Annotated in this window: 15 protein-coding genes; 9 read left to right on the top strand and 6 right to left on the bottom strand. The window is 67.8% G+C overall.

What is annotated here, in order from left to right; translation table 11 throughout:
• Window positions 1-32 precede the first annotated feature (32 nt).
• The gene (locus ACFW5B_RS17545) at window positions 33-407 is read left to right on the top strand and encodes a VOC family protein (protein ID WP_386439824.1); all 375 of its coding nucleotides are present in this window, start codon (window positions 33-35) and stop codon (window positions 405-407) included.
• 454 nt (window positions 408-861) lie between these two features.
• Here the strand turns inward: ACFW5B_RS17545 and ACFW5B_RS17550 are convergent, their stop codons facing one another.
• Window positions 862-1,761, bottom strand: coding sequence for a LysR family transcriptional regulator (locus ACFW5B_RS17550; protein WP_386439826.1), 900 nt, complete (start codon window positions 1,759-1,761; stop codon window positions 862-864).
• A gap of 243 nt (window positions 1,762-2,004) precedes the next feature.
• Between ACFW5B_RS17550 and ACFW5B_RS17555 the strand changes: the two genes are divergently transcribed.
• The 6 genes from ACFW5B_RS17555 to ACFW5B_RS17580 all read left to right on the top strand — a co-directional run bounded on the left by ACFW5B_RS17555 (window position 2,005) and on the right by ACFW5B_RS17580 (window position 7,766).
• Complete coding sequence (locus tag ACFW5B_RS17555; protein WP_386439828.1) at window positions 2,005-2,451, top strand: ATP-binding protein; 447 nt, start codon at window positions 2,005-2,007, stop codon at window positions 2,449-2,451.
• A gap of 186 nt (window positions 2,452-2,637) precedes the next feature.
• A complete protein-coding gene (locus tag ACFW5B_RS17560; RefSeq protein ID WP_386439830.1) occupies window positions 2,638-3,942 on the top strand; it encodes an MFS transporter in 1,305 nt (434 codons plus the stop codon).
• A 100-nt stretch (window positions 3,943-4,042) separates the two neighbouring features.
• Complete coding sequence (locus ACFW5B_RS17565; RefSeq protein ID WP_386439832.1) at window positions 4,043-5,413, top strand: M20/M25/M40 family metallo-hydrolase; 1,371 nt, start codon at window positions 4,043-4,045, stop codon at window positions 5,411-5,413.
• Between the two features lie 49 nt (window positions 5,414-5,462).
• Window positions 5,463-6,689 (top strand): CaiB/BaiF CoA transferase family protein, encoded by a 1,227-nt coding sequence (locus tag ACFW5B_RS17570; protein ID WP_386439834.1) that lies wholly within the window; start codon window positions 5,463-5,465, stop codon window positions 6,687-6,689.
• Entirely contained in the window at window positions 6,686-6,937 is a 252-nt protein-coding gene (locus ACFW5B_RS17575; RefSeq protein WP_386439836.1) for a hypothetical protein, read from the top strand. Before ACFW5B_RS17570 ends, ACFW5B_RS17575 begins: the two co-directional genes overlap by 4 nt.
• Before the next feature lie 31 nt (window positions 6,938-6,968).
• Window positions 6,969-7,766, top strand: coding sequence for an urease accessory protein UreD (locus ACFW5B_RS17580; protein WP_386439838.1), 798 nt, complete (start codon window positions 6,969-6,971; stop codon window positions 7,764-7,766).
• Here ACFW5B_RS17580 and ACFW5B_RS17585 read toward each other — a convergent pair.
• The 4 genes from ACFW5B_RS17585 to ACFW5B_RS17600 form a co-directional block, all read right to left on the bottom strand.
• Complete coding sequence (locus ACFW5B_RS17585; RefSeq protein ID WP_386439840.1) at window positions 7,733-8,290, bottom strand: hypothetical protein; 558 nt, start codon at window positions 8,288-8,290, stop codon at window positions 7,733-7,735. The genes ACFW5B_RS17580 and ACFW5B_RS17585 overlap by 34 nt on opposite strands.
• 241 nt (window positions 8,291-8,531) lie before the next feature.
• Window positions 8,532-9,401 carry a hypothetical protein gene (locus ACFW5B_RS17590; protein ID WP_386439842.1) on the bottom strand — a complete coding sequence of 290 codons (870 nt, stop codon included), beginning with the start codon at window positions 9,399-9,401 and terminating at the stop codon, window positions 8,532-8,534.
• Window positions 9,398-9,667, bottom strand: coding sequence for a hypothetical protein (locus ACFW5B_RS17595; RefSeq protein ID WP_386439844.1), 270 nt, complete (start codon window positions 9,665-9,667; stop codon window positions 9,398-9,400). The genes ACFW5B_RS17590 and ACFW5B_RS17595 overlap by 4 nt, the downstream gene beginning before the upstream one ends.
• Window positions 9,668-10,128: 461 nt before the next feature.
• On the bottom strand, window positions 10,129-10,833 hold the full coding sequence (locus ACFW5B_RS17600) for an IS630 family transposase (protein ID WP_386439845.1): 705 nt from the start codon (window positions 10,831-10,833) through the stop codon (window positions 10,129-10,131).
• Between the two features lie 168 nt (window positions 10,834-11,001).
• Between ACFW5B_RS17600 and ACFW5B_RS17605 the strand changes: the two genes are divergently transcribed.
• The gene (locus ACFW5B_RS17605; RefSeq protein ID WP_386439847.1) at window positions 11,002-11,616 is read left to right on the top strand and encodes a hypothetical protein; all 615 of its coding nucleotides are present in this window, start codon (window positions 11,002-11,004) and stop codon (window positions 11,614-11,616) included.
• A gap of 830 nt (window positions 11,617-12,446) precedes the next feature.
• Complete coding sequence (locus ACFW5B_RS17610) at window positions 12,447-13,454, top strand: RICIN domain-containing protein (protein WP_386439848.1); 1,008 nt, start codon at window positions 12,447-12,449, stop codon at window positions 13,452-13,454.
• A 125-nt stretch (window positions 13,455-13,579) separates the two neighbouring features.
• Here ACFW5B_RS17610 and ACFW5B_RS17615 read toward each other — a convergent pair whose 3' ends face one another.
• Window positions 13,580-16,408, bottom strand: coding sequence for a helix-turn-helix transcriptional regulator (locus tag ACFW5B_RS17615; protein WP_386439850.1), 2,829 nt, complete (start codon window positions 16,406-16,408; stop codon window positions 13,580-13,582).
• Window positions 16,409-16,464: the final 56 nt, after the last annotated feature.

The raw sequence follows: 16,464 nt of genomic DNA on the forward strand, positions 1-16,464 counted from the left end.
TCGTGATCAGGCGTCGTGAGACGCTGCCCTTCATGATCGCCAAGCTGCAGTGTGTGGTGTTGGACTGTGCCGATGTCGTTGAGCTGTCCCGGTTCTACCAGTCGCTTCTCGGCGGCGTAGTGAACCAGCCGGATCCGCGGTGGTCGCTCGGCGACGGATGGGCGACGCTTCACACCGACGGGCTCGTGCTGGCCTTCCAGCGAGTGGAGGACCATCAGCCGCCACGGTGGCCGGGTCCCGCTCGGCCCCAGCAGTTCCACCTCGACCTGGGTGTCAAGGACCTGGACCGAGCTCAGGACGACGTCCTCAACCTGGGCGCCTCACTGCTCGATGAGGGGGATGGGAAGCGGAGTTGGCGCATCTTCGCGGATCCGGCAGGTCACCCGTTCTGTCTCGTCCGCGACTGACAGGAGACACCGCAGGGGTACGGCCACCGTTGATCATCGTGAGTTGTGTGGACTAACGACAAGACGGTGGCCGCAGGCCACAGCATAGATCCCGCCCGATGGCCGGGGGGCGTTCGAGGTGGCCATGAGCCGGATCGCGGGCCGGATCGCCCGGTACGAACCCCGCCTGCGGGCCGGGCGTTGGTACTGGGTCCAGCAGCGATCACGCACCAGCCATTACCAGCGACAAGCCGCACCCCAGACATGAAGATCACGATCTACAGCTGGAGTACCAGCAGTTCGGCAAGAGCCGTCACCCAGCCAGAAGTCGCGCACCTGGCGTCCTATAACTCGTCAGTTCCCAGTACTGCACTGAACTTCCCTGAGCACCAGGACATGGCGTCACACGTTGGCGCGCGGCTGCCCTGCGCCGCGCGTACCCATAAGGGCGGATGCAGCCTCCCAGGCGTCGGTACTACACCTCGGTTTCTCCGAGCTGGCGGATGAGGTGGTCGGCGAATTCCTGTACCACCGCGGCGAGTTGGCGGCCGACCATGGCCTGGATCTGGATGGTACGGAGGTGCATTTCGGGGTTGAGGATGGCGATGGCCTTCAGACCCTCGATGCGCAGGCGTTCATGGACGCTGATGTGACCGATCAGGGACACGGCGTTGGCCTCTCTCACGAAGGCCGACAGGGCGCTGGAGCTGGAACTGACCAGCAGGGGTTCGAAGCTGATTCCCTCGATCGCGCAGCACAGGTCGAAAAGACGCCGGTTCGTGGCACCTTCCTCCATGAGTACGACCGGATAGGGGAGGAGGTCGCGCAGATGGATTTCGTTGCGCTCGGCGAGAGGGTGGTCGGAGCGGACCAGGGCCTGGATCGGGGCGCGCTGGGCGTGTATCACGCGGACATCGGGAATGGGTGCGAGGCTGAACGTCATGGCGAGGTCGGCCGTACCGTCCTGCACCATTTGGGTGGCCTGCGAGGGGGCCACCACGGGAAGCTGGAAGGTGGTGCCCGGATGGTCCCTTCGGAAGGAGGCCATGGCGTGCGGGAGGAATTCCTGCGCGATGCCCTGTGAACTGGCCACCCGGACAATGGTCCCCAGCCGGCCGCGGCCGCGGATGTCCGCGAGCACCTGATCGGTTTCCAGTGCGGCGCGGCGCGCATAAGCAGCCAAGAGGGCGCCGGCCTCACTCGGCACCATTCCGCGCGGACGGCGCTCGAAGAGCGGCACCCCGATCTCCTGCTCCAGTTTTCCGATCTGCCGGCTGATGGCCGAGCCCGCGACCAGCAGTCGCCGGGATGCCTCATTGACCGAGCCGGTGCGGACCACTTCAAGGAAGTACTCAAGAGCCGGACTGTTCAGCATGTCGCCAGCGTATAAGGGCATTGCCTTTTGGGCAACGAATTGTTCGATAAATTGCGATTGTGCGAATGCTGGGGCTGTGTCTACCTTCGTCCTATGCCCTGCGGGCTCACCTGGCCGGGCGGACCGTAAGACGAGAAACGTCTCTCGTGCGGCTGGCTCGTCGATCAGTCAGCGGTCCACCCTAAATTCCCTTCACCGCCCGGGTGTGCACCCTCCCGCAGGCGGCCGCGGCAGGGGAAAACGATGAATGCGACAGCTCCCACCGAATACTCCGGCTCGTATGCGATGCCGGGTCAGGTCCCCGAATTCCGCATTCCGCTGCCGCATATTCCGGAGGCCGTCGGCCTGGTGCGCCGACGGACGCAGACCGTGCTGACCGGCTGGAATCTGCCTCCCACCACCATTGAGGACGCGGTCCTGGTGATCTCGGAACTGGTCACCAACGCGGTCACCCATGCCCTCCCGCCGGCCGTGCTCCAGCTGTCGCGGACGGCGGCCGAGGGGCCCCGTGCGCTGCGTATCGAGGTCACCGACGCGGGTCCCGCCGGTTCCGTGCCCCGGCCTGCCGACGGCCGCCCCCCGGCGGAACACGGCCGGGGGAACGACATCGTCTCCGCCCTGGCCGCCCGGCACGGCACCCGTGCCGCCCCCGGCGGGATCACGCGATGGGCGGACCTTCCCGCGGCGTGAGGGAAAACCTGTGCGTTGCTTTTTGGGCAATCAAGTGTTCTCAAAGTTGCGATTGTGCGAACGATCGAGTGGCTCTAGCGTCATCGCTCAACGAGTTGCCGGATACGTTTTTCCGCTTCGGACTCGCCCATCGGCGGTGCCGCCCTTCGCGGCAGTTCGCCTGCTCGATTCGAGGGAGTGACACTCGTGACGACCCTGAGAGAGACAGATCAGATGGATGCCGAGAAGCCCGTCAGCAAAAGCCGAGCACGGCGTGCAGTGCTCGCGGCCACCGCCGGGAACATGCTGGAGTGGTACGACCTGACCTCGTATGGATTCTTCGCGGCCTCGATCTCCAAGGCATTCTTCCCGGCCGGCGACCCGACGGTGTCCCTGATGCTCGCCTTCGGCACGTTCGGGGTCTCGTATCTGGTCCGGCCCTTGGGCGCGCTGGTACTGGGAACGTATGCGGACCGCGCCGGGCGGAAGGCCGCTCTGCTGCTCACCATTCAGCTCATGCTGATCGGCACATTGCTGATCGCCGTGATGCCCACCTATGAATCCATCGGAATGGCCGCACCGGTACTGATTCTGCTCGCCCGTCTGCTGCAAGGATTTTCAGCGGGTGGGGAGTTCGGCAGCGCGACCGCATTCCTGGCCGAACAGGCCCCCGGCCGACGGGGATTCATGGCGAGTTGGCAGTTCGCCTCGCAGGGCGCGGCGACACTGCTGGCCGCGACCTTCGGCACCGTACTCAGTCTGAGCCTTTCCGGCACGCAGTTGGATTCCTGGGGCTGGCGTATTCCGTTCATCGTCGGCCTGTTGATCGGCCCGGTGGGATACCTGATCCGCCGCCATGTCCCGGAGACCACCGAATTCACCGACGCCACGTCGGCGGGAGAGGTCGCGGTGACCCCGATCCGCCAGGTGCTCCGGACCCAGAAACTGCCGGTGCTCCTCATGGTCGGCGCACTGGCGATGTCCACTGCGGTGACCTACGTGATCGTCTATATGCCGACCTACGCGCACAAGGTCCTCGGGCTGCCGGCCTCCGCCGGCTTCATCGGGGCGGCGGTGTCCGGCGTGGCGCTGACGACCCTCACTCCCCTGGTCGGCCATCTCTCGGACCGGATCGGCCGCATCAAGGTCATGCTCATCGCCGGGACCGCCTTGGTCCTCAGCATCTACCCACTGTTCCTGCTGCTGTCGGGCAGTCCGTCGCTGCTGGTCATGGGCGTGGTGATGTTCATCCTGGGTGTCTTGAAGGCCTGCTACTTCGGTGCGCTGCCCGCCTTGATGTCCGAGGCCTTTCCGACCGCGACCCGCGGCACCGGCCTGTCTCTCAGTTACAACATCGGCGTCATGTCCTTCGGCGGCTTCGCGCCCGTGGTCATCACCTGGATGATCGCTGCCACCGGCAGTCACCTCTCGCCCAGCTTCTACATCATGGCGGTCGGCGCCCTGAGCATCGCCTCCCTGCTGGCCGCCCGCCGCTTCCTCACCTGGCGCTGACCCACCCGGACGCCCTCCGCGCCGGCCCTACGCCTCCCCGCCCGGCCACTCCCCGCCCGGACACCCCCCGCCCCGCAGCCCAGAAAGAACGAGGTCAACAATGACTGACGCTTCCACGATCCGTACCCAACTCCCCGCCACGCCGCGTGAACTCGTGCAGGGGTGCCAGGACGAACTCATCGCCGGACTGATGGCGTACGTCAGCCAGCCCAGTGTGAGCATGACCGGCGAGGGGTTCCCCGCCGCGACCGATGTCGCCGTCGAAGAGGTCAGGCGGGCCGGTCTGACCCCGTCGGTGCTCGCCGGGAAGGGCCGGCCGGTGGTGGTCGGCCACCGCGCGGGGCCGGCGGGAGCGCCGCACGTCCTGCTCTACGGCCACTACGACGTCCAGCCGGCCGGGCCACGCGAGAAGTGGGACTCCGACCCCTTCACCCCCGTCCTGCGGGACGGGCGGATCTGGGGCCGCGGCACCGGTGACAACAAGGGGCAGCACTATGCGCACCTACAGGCGCTGCGCCTCTTCGACGAACACATCGGCGCGCTCCCCTGCACGGTCACCGTGCTCCTCGATGGCGAGGAGGAGATCGGCAGCCCCAATCTGGCGGACACCCTGCGCGCGCACCAGGAGCTGTTCGACTGCGATCTCGTGGTCTGGAGCGACCGTTCGGTGCATGAGTCCGGTGAATGGTGTGTCTCGCACGGAGTCCGCGGCATGATCCGTCTCCGGATCGGCGCCACCGGTCCGAGCCACCCGCTGCATTCCGGGAATTTCGGCAATGTCGCGCCCAACCCGGCATGGCGGCTGGTCCAGGCGCTGGCGAGTCTCAAGGACCCCAGCGGCCGGGTGCTCGTCGAGGGCTTCGACGACGGCCGGGAACCGCTGTCCGACGCCGACCGCGCCGCGTTCGCAGCCCTCCCGCTCGACCTGCAGGAAGTCCTCGGGGACATCGGACTCACCGAGATGGACCCCGCGTTCAACGGGCTGTCCTTCTATGAGCGGCTGGCCGACCGCCCCACGCTCACGATCAACGGGATCACCACGGGGGATGTGGACCGGACCATCATTCCCGACACCGCGGAGGCGGGCGTCGACATCCGGCTGACGCCGGGGCAGGACCCGCAGGCGGTCTTCGAGCGGGTGGTCGCCCATCTGCGGGTGCATGCCCCCGAGGTGACGGTCAGCATGGTCTGTGGCGTACCGGCGTCCCGGACCTCGATCGACAACCCCCATACGCCCAGGGTGGCGCGGGCCATCTCCCGGGTGACCGGGCGTGATCCGCTGCTGATCCCCGCCTACGGCGGCACGCTTCCCGACTGGGTCTTCACCGGAATCCTCGGTGTGCCCAGCATCGGCCTGCCGCTGGCCAACGCCGACCAGGCCAACCACGCGCCCAACGAGAACCTCCGCGTCGACTACTTCCTCGATGCCACCGCGATCTGCATGGAGCTCCTGCTGGAACTGGGTTCCTGAATGTCCGGCCGCCAGGCGAAACCACTGGAACAGAGGCGTGACACCGCACATGCGCACCACACCACAGCCCAAGCCCTGGCTCGTCCACGACGGAGCCCTCACCGGTCTGAAGGTCCTCGATCTGTCCCGCATCCTGTCCGGGCCGTTCTGCACCATGGTGCTGGCCGACCTGGGCGCTGATGTGATCAAGGTCGAGGACCCCGTCTCCGGAGATGACACCCGCGCCTGGGGACCGCCCTTCCAGGGCGAGGACGCGGCGTACTTTCACAGCGTCAACCGCAACAAGCGCGGTATCGCCGTCGACCTCAAGGACCCCGACTGTCTGCCCCTGATACGGGAGTTGGCCACCACCGCCGATGTGGTCGTGGAGAACTTCCGGCCCGGTACGGCGGCCCGCCTCGGCCTGGGCTACCAGGAGGTCCGCGACCGGAATCCCGCCGTGGTGTACGCCTCGGTCAGCGGGTACGGGCAGACCGGGCCGTACCGGAACGAGCCCGGCTACGACGCGATCGCGCAGGCGGTCAGCGGCGTCATGAGCGTGACCGGTGAACCCACCGGGCCGCCCGTGCGCTTCGGGGTGTCGCCGGCCGATCTGGCCGCCGGTATGTGGGCCGCCATCGGCATCCTGGCGGCCCTCCGCACCCGTGAGCACACCGGCACCGGCGACTGGGTCGATGTGTCGCTGCTGGACGGCCAGGTGGCCTGGCTGACGTATGTCGCCGGGGGGTACTTCGCCTCCGGCAGTGTTCCGCAGCGCTACGGTTCGGCCCATCCCACGATCGTGCCCTACCAGGCATTTCCCACCGCCGACGGTCACCTCATGGTCGCCGCCGGTAACGACGGGCAGTGGCGCCGCTTCGCCACCGAGATCGGGCTCGCCGCACTCGCCGACGACCCGCGCTTCGCGACCAACTCGGACCGGGTCCGCCATCGCGCGGAGCTGCTCCCGCTCCTCGAGCGCGCACTGGGCGCCCGTGGGGCCAAGGAATGGGCCACGCTGCTGGCCGAGGCGGAGATACCGGTCGGACCGATCAACACCGTCGACGAGGCGCTGCGACACCCCCAGGTCGTCGCGCGCGGCATGGTCACCGAACTCGACCACCCGGACGCCGGCCCCCTGCGCATGCTCGCCTCGCCCATCAAACTGTCCGACCACCCGGCGGCGGTGCGCACACCGCCGCCCCGGCACGGGGAGCACACCGCGCAGGTGCTGACCGCGATGGGGGTCGGCCCGCGGAAATGGTCCGACCTGCACGCACGAAAGGCCGTGAAGTGACCGCCGTCCCCGCTCCCGACGTCAGCATCGCGACGTTCCGGTCCGGGGCGGTCGCCGAGATCCGCATCGGTGACGGCAGCCGGCGCAATGCCCTCCCCGGCGCGGCCTGGGCGCGGCTGGCCCGGCAGATCGGGGAACTCGGCGCCTGCCGGTCATTGCGGGTGCTGGCGATCCGCGGGCACGGGGACACGTTCTGCGCCGGCTCCGCGGCCCCGGCGTCACCACCGCCGGCCTCCCTCGGCACCTGACCGGACTGCGGCGGACCGGACTGTCGTCGGGGTGCGCGCCACCGCTCGCATCCTGGCTGCCGCCACGGGCGGCACCACCACACTGCCCGTCCTCGACGGCGACGGCCCCTTCGAACTGCGCCGCCTGCGCTCACACGGGCTCCAGGCACGGGTCTGCGTCGTCGGCGCCATGACCGCCCCCCTCGGCGGCGACCGGCTGCGCATCGAAGCCACCGCCCCACAAGGCGCGGCACTCCACCTCACCTCCGCCGCCGCGACCCTCGCCCTGCGCGGCCCGCCCCCTGAGCACGCCACCTACGACGTGCACCTGACCGTAGGAGAGCACGCCCAGCTCCACTGGCTCCCCAAACCGCTGATCTGCGCGGCCGGCAGCGAATTGCGCCAGTCCTGGACCATCGGCCGCGCCCCCACCGCACGACTCGTACTACGCGAAGACCAGATCCTCGGCCGCACGGGCGAGCCCTCCGGCCGTGTGACCACACGCCTCACCGTCCGAAGCGGTGGGCGCACTCTGCTGGACCAACAGGCCGCATACGGACCGGGCGCACCCGGCTGGGTCGGTCCGGCAGTCCTCGCCGGCAACCGCGCAACCGGCCAACTCCTTCTTGTCGACCCGCATTTCAAGGAGCACCCCCGAAGTCCGCCTGTTCGGCGACACCTCGGAAGACTCCGCCGACTCCTGGGCCGCCACCGGCCGCCACCGCGAGGGCCTCTGGAACGTGCCCGTCGGCGCCTCGCGGCTGCTGGCCGAGCGCTGAGCACGGCGGGCCGCTCCCCTCGGTGGCGGGGCCGGACTCAGCGTGCGCTGCCCTGGACCGACCAGCGGTAGAGGGTGTTCCACTCCGCGGTCACCCAGGTTCCGTCGCCGAGGAGCCACACGTCATCGACGTCGCGCATCGGGTAGGCGATCCGGCCGTGGAGTTCGCCGGTCTCCGGGTCGGCCAGCCAGTGGCTGTGCTCCTCCCAGATGTCCTCGCCGAACATGAGGACCCGGGCCTCGTCGTAGGAATTGTGCAGAGCCACCAGGGCCGTGTCCGCGTCGACATACCCGCCCCGGCAGGAGATCCACGGCCGGTCATGGACCGAGCAGTCCCCCGTGCCGGCTGCGGGGAAGTCGCTCAACCGCAGTACCGCCGCCACTTCGAGGGACGGAAGCCGGTGCCGGCGCACGTCCTGGCCGCCCTCGTCGACGCTCATCTCCCCTGTGCCCGACGGGTTCGTGGACAGGGCGACCCGGTTGGGCGGCCACGGCGGTCCGGCAGCCGCAGTCATCAGCTGTCCGAGGGCGATATGACCGCAGACCAGCGATGCCTGATGCTGCGTCGGTGCCGCCCCGCCGCCGCGTGCGTACACACCCGTCAGATAACCCTCGGACCCCCACGTCAGCCCCACATACCGCTCTTGTCCACCACAGGGAAGCATGGTGGACCCCAGCACGTTTCCCGCGATGTCCAGCGCGGCAAACAGGCTCTTGCCGACGGTCCCCGAAGGCAGCCGCGGCAGAACCGCAGGCGGCTTCGTCCTTCACCCTTGCCCCGGGCTGCCACGCCACCGGCCGTCGGCCTCATCCAGATCACGATCCACCTCTGGAGCATCAGGGCCACCCATATTCGATGCGTACCCCTTCCTGTTCTTTGAGAACGAATACCCGAGGGCTGTCGTATCTCCATGTGGGAGCCAGCAGGAAGAGTTTCCCGCTTGAGTATGTGTACGGTTTCAACCCCTGGTAACGGAATCGATAGTAACCAGAGCTGTAGTGCGCGACTCGCACTCCCGCGGCATTCAGCCGTAAATCTTTTTCGCTGAACACGGTAACGGAGGGCTGATCCTCCAGCCCGGCAACAAAGTCTTCGGCGGCACTTCTGCCTTGAATCGACGCGAGTACCCCCATCGTCCAGAAAATCAGGACGACTACCACACCCGCTGCCGCCATACTCGCCGATGCGGTCCAGGAAAATTGATGATCGTCCTGGCAGCTCCGGGAAGAGCAGCGCGTGCGTGTCCATAGCCTTCCTGCGTAACAGGAGATAACTGCCCCTGTAGCCAGAGACAGAGGCAGCGCCAGTTCCCACCACTGCGGCAGCGGCCGAGTAATCACCCAGGCACTCAAAGGAAGTACCACGATGGCAGTTGCCAGCGAAAGGCACAGATGCGGACGCGGTGCCAGAAACCGTTCCACCGCCGCTCGGGAGAGTTGCCAGACCAACGTGGCCGAAGTCGATATAAGAAGAGGCGTGATCAAGGCTGGAACGCTTCCCAACATCTCACGCTGAACGGAAGCGCTCAAGTGACTCCGGAAGAAACCCAGATACTCAGTCTCCGCCTGATTGCGAGTCAGTCCGAAGTAATACAACAGTGCCGCGAGGAGCGTTACTTCCGCACCGATCACCGCAGCAAGTCGCCACAGGATGGTGCCCGCACCGCGATCACTTACAGAACCGGGGCTGGTTTCGGAGGTCGTCACCTCCTGTGCCGGGATGTCACTGCCCCCTTGCAACTCCCTGCACCGGGGCCGTCCTCTACGATGCGGAAGGTCACATCGGGATTTTTCCTGTGCATCTCGACCAATGTCTGCAAGAGGTTGAACCCCGAGCTCTCATCGCAGCTTGCCGTTTCATCTGGCGACTCAACGGAGTCGGATACCTCTTCGGCCACATCCCAATCCGGCCGGCCATCCGGATCGGGTGCGGGGCAGACCGCACGAAGCCCACGCACCAGTTCCTTGGTCACCGCACGATCATCTCGATCTGCCACCACTGAGCCACAGTCTTGCCGAGCCAGTGCCACGTACCAGGGCGAAGCGTACTCCGGGTCGTGGTATCCCCCGCTGTAGACGCCCGCCCAACCAATTGCTTTTCGCTTCCGCTCCTTGGGCGAAGGGGGAAACGGGTCCTCGGAACTGCTCTGCGTGCGCGTCACTCCGTCATCAGGAGTGTGCGGCACAGCAGTCGCACCTGGGACCGAGCCTCGTGATGAGGATGTGGGGCGGGTGGATTCCGTCGGACCCGGTGCCGAAGGTGACCTCGAAGGGTGCGCACTTGACGGTCCTGCCCCCTTTGCCGATGGTGACGTCGAAGGGTGGGCACGTGATGCGCTTGCCCCCTTCGCCGATGGTTGGTTCGGTTCGTCCTGAGCACACCCGCCGAGAAGTGCCACCCCGGCGAGCATGCATAGAATCGCGCAGCCTCTTGTTAACCCTCGCACCACACTGCCCTTCCTTTGGGGAATCGTCGTCTGCGGACGTAGTCGTGAGTGCGCCGCTCGGGCATGCCCGGCTCTGTCGGCAGCACCGGCTGATCGCCTTCCAGGGCCGGAATCTGCGACTTCCCGTCCGCCGAGAGGACCGCCGCACCCTGGGGCGGGTGGGAGAACAGACCGACGACGTCGTGGAACTTCTCCACGAACAACGGGTCCGTGGACGGCTTGAAGGCGTCCGTCAAATGCGGCTTGAGCTGGAACCTCCGCCAGATCCGGCCGACGGTGGACTTCGACAGGCCACTGTGTTCCGCCATCGACTTCCGCGACCACCGAGTGGCGTTCCTCGGGATCTCCTCCAAGGTGGCGACCACGACCGCCTCAATCCGGTCAACGCTGATGGTGGGGGGCCGGCCCGGCCGGGACTCGTCAGCCAGACCGTCCAGCCGCTCGGCAAGAAACCGCCGGCGCCACTTGCGGACCGTGTCTGCGGAAATCCGCAGACTCCGGGCCACCCCGACGACGGGCGGGACGTCAGGACCGGCACACGCCAACACAATCCGCGCCCGCAACGCCTGCGCCCGGTCGGAGTTCGCCCGCCGGGTCCAGCGTTCCAGCACAGCCCGCTCGTCATCGCTCAGCAGCAACGGGCGCAGCTTCGGACCACGACGCGGCACCGGCACCCCAGCGGGAGAACTCATACCAGATCTAACGACGGACTACCGGCGCAGGACACTATGGGGGTTCGTCTTCAAAACCTTCGAGCGGTGGATCACGACGCGGTGATACGCCGTCATGAACTCACAGATCCGGAGTGGGAGTTACTCGCTCCGCTGAAATAACGACCTGCCGTCCGCAAGGCTGCCGCCATGGGTGCCCCGAACTTCACCGCGCCGCCGTTCGATCCCGACCCCCCCGCCGTCGACGCCTTCCTCTCAGCCGTCGACCACGCGATGAACAGCAACACCTTGCTGCTCACGGCGGATTGCGACGTGCCCCTCACAGCCGGGAACCGCCAGGATGTCCTGCGCGCTTTCCTGCGCAGTGCCCTGTTCGAGCGGCTGCTGTGTGCCGCCGACGTGCGCCGCGACTGGTACAACCTGTCGGACGAGTACGGCAGCGAGCCCTTCGGGCCTCCGCTCCTGCGCGAGGGCTTCCGCGCCATTGTCAGCCCACTCGACCGTGCGGGCTTCCTGGCTCGGCTGCGCTGGATGCTCTGCGAGGCGTTCAGCCCCTACGGCCACCACTATCCGGCGGCGGAGGCCGAGTGGCTGGTGCGCGGCTTCGCCCGAAAACTGCTCGGCGCAGACGGCCCGGCATGGTCCTTCGCCGCTGTCAGCCCCGATTTCCTGCGCTCCACCGGCTACTACAGTGGCGAGGAGCCGCAGTGGCCGGCGTACTTCGATGGCAGCGGTTCCGACACGGTCACGTTCATCTACCGGGACCGCACCTTCCACTTGCTGCTGACGAACGGCTCGCCTTGAGCGGGCGCTCTCTGACCTCAGGCCTGGTCTCGTAAGTCTGGCTGGGCGTATGGCTACGCTGCTCCGCCGCGCTGGGCCACCGCGCCCACTGGGACGGCTACTTCGCCAGCCGCGCCACCAATGGGGCGGGTGCCGGCGCAGGTCGTGCACGCGGCCTTCCACGGCTTCGCCGCGCGGGCGCGGGATCGTCGACGCCGACGGCCGGTTCACCGGCGCCGGCCGCGAGACCAAGCAACGCATCGAAGCCCACGTTCTCGGCCCGGTGTCCGCGCCCGAGGTGCCCGACCCGACCGTCGACCTGGCCGCGTCCCGAGGCCGGCGCGGGAATGCCCAACGACACGGACGTACGGCGGCTCGTCGCCCTCCTGCTCCCCAAGCCTGGCGGGGATGGGCCCCACATCCGCATCGTGGCGAAACTGGCGACGGCCTGCTCCCCGCGCCCGTGGGGGTGGCGGGTGCCAGCCGGTTCGGCCGATGTGGACGACCACGAGGGTGCTGAAACGATCAGTTGCGCAAGCCCTCCGTCAGTTGACGGATGTAACGCCGCGCCGGGCCCCGTACGTTGACACCGCCGCAGCAGGGGCCAGAGCCAGGGATGGGGGCTTTCCTCCCCTGTCCGGGCGGCGTTGCCACGGCAAGTGGGCTGGTTACCAAACCCGCCCCACAGGCAAGAACTGCCCAAGGAGAACCGAATAACCATGATCACCGAGCCGACCCCCCACGGGCCAGTGCGGCGGACGATGGCCGCGTTTGCCGCGGTCGCCTTCGCCACCCTCGCCACGTCAGTCTCTCCGCTCGCGACCGGAACGGCTCACGCGGAAACCCCCGCCATGACCGGCCTGTCCCTGTCACCGCGCCTGCCCCAGAGCGACGGTCTTGCGCCGTCCTTGGATCTGGCGAAGGACTCGCCGGACTACGGGACCGAAATGGTCATCAACAAGTCGCCGATGGCGAATTGGAGCATCCTTCCCAACGGGGACGGGAGCTTCCTGATCCGCAACGACAAGACGCAGAAGTGCGTCGACTTCAACACCGACAACGGCCACCTCGTCGAGCCGCAGTACTGCGACCAGAAGAACACCAAGCAGAATTGGTATCTGCAGCCCTCGGGCGGTGGTGACGGCTACTACCTGATCCGGAACGTCAACACCAACGAGTGCATGGATGTGTTCGGGGGAAGCAGCAACGACGGCACGACCGTGGGTGTCCACGGTTGCAACGGTGACAGCAATCAGGAGTGGACCATCGGTCCGACGCCCAGCCCGGATTACACCGGCCCCACTCTCTCGGACCTGGCCACCGCGTACGCCCTGAAGCAGTGCAGCAACAGCGTCAGCGCGGTCAAGTCCTGCGATTACGAGGTCACCGGCGACAGCGTGGCTTCCGTGGGGAACCTGAAGCGGGTCAGCTCCAACGTGTGGAACAACAGCACTGACCCCGGGGAGCGGACGATCACCTGGACGCAGACCACGTCCCAGACCAATACGGTGGGCACCTCCCTCACCGTCACCAGCGAGGTCGGGGTCAACGTCGAAATCGTCACGGCCAAGGTCAGTACCGCGCTCTCCGCACGCTACGAGCACTCCTGGACCCAGACCGACGCCGTGAGCGATGCAAACAAGATATCCGTGAAGCCGGGCAACTACAGCTGGGCGATGCGGGGCCAGCTGATGAAGACGGTGACGGGTAAGTGGACGTTCACCAATGATCTCGGTGACACCTGGTCCGGCGACGGCACCGCCACCGTCCCCGCCAAGGACGGCACCGACAGTCTCAGCAGCAACCTGGTGCTGTGCACGAGCGACAGCCCCGCTCAGGAGTGCGTCAACAACCGGTGACCGGTGCAGTGCACTCCCCTCGTGATCCGAGTCCACTCCGCCATGTGATCTGACGGCACGCCGTCGGACCGTTCCCCGGCCTCCGCGAGCGGAGCCGGGGAACCACGCGTCGAGGGCCGAGGGGGTCAGCCCTGCGAAGCCGGCCGCCCGGACTTCTGCCGACGGGTCACCTCCGCGGCGATTTCGACCCGTGAGGTCATCGCCAGCTTTCTGAGGATGCTGGAGACATGGGTGCTGACGGTGCTTCGGGCGATGGACAGCCGAGAGGCGACCTCGGGATTGGAACACCCTTCGGCCACATGCTCCGCAACCAGGCGCTCGGTGTGGGTGAGTGCTTCCCAGCCGTCGCGAAATCCGGTTCGGGTCCTGTGTGAGCCCCGGCGAACGGCGACCGCACGCAGCCGGGACGTCGCCTGGGCCACGTCCCAGACCGCTCCCATCTGCGTGAACGTGTCCAGCGCCTGATCGAGCAGGACGCGGGCATCGTCCAGCCGTCCGCTACGGGCCAGCAGTTCCGCCGCATCGGTAAGGGCGTGTGCCGCACTGAGCGGCCGCGGAGCGCTGCGGTAGCAGCGGACCGCTTCCATGAGCAGATCCGGGTCTGCGCTCAGCAGACCTTGACAGCGGTAGGCGTCACCGAGGTGGTAGAGGCCGCCGCTGTGGTCGGCGCGCCGTTGCGCGGCGGCGGCGTATCGCTGTGCGTCCGTACGGTCTCCCTGGGCCAGGGCGAGGCGTACCAGATCAGGTGCCAGAAAGCTGAGGATCAGCTGGCCCGGCAGATGGCCGACTCCGCTGTCGAACGCCTCGGCGAGTCGCGAGTAGGCGCGCTGCGCATGGCCCTGCGCTTCGTCCAGAAGGACGCCGGCGCACAACGGCAGATACTCGTAGAAGGCGGCGACCGTCGAGTTGTCGTCCTCGGACAGCAGAGCGGTCAGATGCGCTTCGGCGAGGGGCCGCCTGCCTCTGTGCACGGCGATCAACGCCGCCACCGCCCGCAGCGCCCGGCTCAACGCGTCCTGGCCACCACAGTCGAGACCTGATGCGATCTCCGCCAGCGCATCGTCCCAGCGCCCCGTGTGAAACGCGAGGAGCGCGCAGGACAGGTGGTACCAGGGCAGAAACATCCCTCCGGTGTGCTCCGCCGGGATGCGTATGGCGGCGAGGGTCCGCCGGGCGTCGTGCCCGAGATCGAGGTCGACGTAGTAGTTCACCAGGGCGAGTTGCAGCCCCATCCACTGCGCCGGGTGCATTGTGTCCGGTGTGAGGCGGGAAGCCTGCCGTGCAAGTTCCACCGCTTCGGCGTCCGGCGTTTCCAGGAATCGTTTGGCTGCCAGTACGTGCAGGGCGCCGGCCAGGGCCTGATGGTCCCCGGCTTTGTTTGCGGCGCGCCGGGCACGGGAGGCGACGGCGCCGGCTTCGGTGAGGTCGCCCAGTGCGAAGAGGCATACGGCGCTGAACGCCTGGAGCCGGACCGCCTCGATCGCCGGTACGTCCGGGCTCCGGCATCCGGCCCGCGCCTCCGCCAGTGCCAGGTCAGGCCGGCCACGGGCGAATGCGGCCTGGATGACGATCCAGCGCATCAGGCATTCCCACCCGGGGTCAGGCGCCTTGGCCAGGGCGCAGCGGGCGCTTTCCTCCGCCTCGGCAAGGAGACCACAGGAGAGCTGCGCAAGGGCGTGGTGGAGACGGAGGTTGGCGTACCGGGCGTCCGTGGGGTCGCCGAGTTCCAGCGCCGTGGTGAGCAGCCGCAGAGCCATGTCGGGGGCCCGCGTGGTGAGCCGTGCCGCGGATCCTTCCAGCCACGTGATCAGGAAGTCCGGGCTCGGCAACCCACCCAGGAGGTGCTCGGCAACGCGTTCGGGAGCTGCCCCGGCCTCGGCCAGACACTGCGCTGCTCTCATGTGCAGCATGGCCCGGACCGACCCCGGCACGGCCTCGTACAAGGCGTGCCGGATGAGCTCATGCCGGAAGCGCAGGCGCTGGCCGGTGTCCAGCAGCACCCCGGATGCCTCGGCCTCCGCCATGACGGCCAGCAGATCGTGTAGTGGAAGGTCCACCACCGCTGCGAGTTCGGCGGTGGTGCAACTGGCGCCCAGAACAGCGGCGACGCGGAGCACTTGCAGTACGTCATCACGCAGGTGGCGAAGCCGGTGCGTCACCAGCGCGGTCAGCGGCGGCAGCGAGCAGCCGGCGGCGACGTCCGCCATGGACTCACCGGCCTCGATGGCGTGCTCGCGCCTCAGCGCGGCGACCAACTCGGTGAGGTACAGCGGGTTTCCTGCCGCCCCCTCGGCCATGCGGCGCAGTCGCGGACCGGCCGGCCGGCCGCACAGGTCCGCCAGCAGAGCCGCCACGGCCTCCGTATCGAGGGGAGCCAGCTCCAGCAGGGTGCGATTTCCGGCGATCGGGCTCCCCGACAGGTGGCCGACCTCCCCGGCTCCGGACACGGGGCGGTGCGCTCCCACCACCAGAAGCGGCAACTGATGCACCGAACACACCAGTTTGTGCAGCACGGCCACGCTTGCCGAGTCCGCCCACTGGAGGTCGTCGAGGAACAGCGCCAGCGGCCCCTGTGCGCACACGTCCTCGACCAGCCCGATCAGCGCCTCGCTCGCCGCCGCGTACGCCCCGGCCGTCTCGCCCTTGGCGCCCGGCAGACCGTAACGGGCATCGCCACCCAGCACCTCGGCGACGCGGGCCCGCCGGGTACCCAGGGCAGACTCCTCCAGCCCCAAGCAGCTTGAAATGAAGGCGAACGGCCATGCCTCTGACCGCTCCTGGGCGCTCCCCTTCAGCACGCGCAGGCCCCTGCGCTCTGCCGCTGCCGCGGCTTGCCCGAGCACCCTGGTCTTCCCGAGACCGGCCTCACCCACGACGAACGCGGCGTGCCCCACGCCTGCCAGCGTGGCCTCCGCCAGCCTGGACAGCTCCGCCAACTCAGCTGCACGACCCACAAGCTGACCTTCGAATGCAGTCATCAATTCGCCCCAAGTCATGTAATGCCAGGTTT

It is taken from the genome of Streptomyces sp. NPDC058773, from assembly GCF_042746015.1.
Taxonomy (GTDB): Bacteria; Actinomycetota; Actinomycetes; order Streptomycetales; family Streptomycetaceae; genus Streptomyces.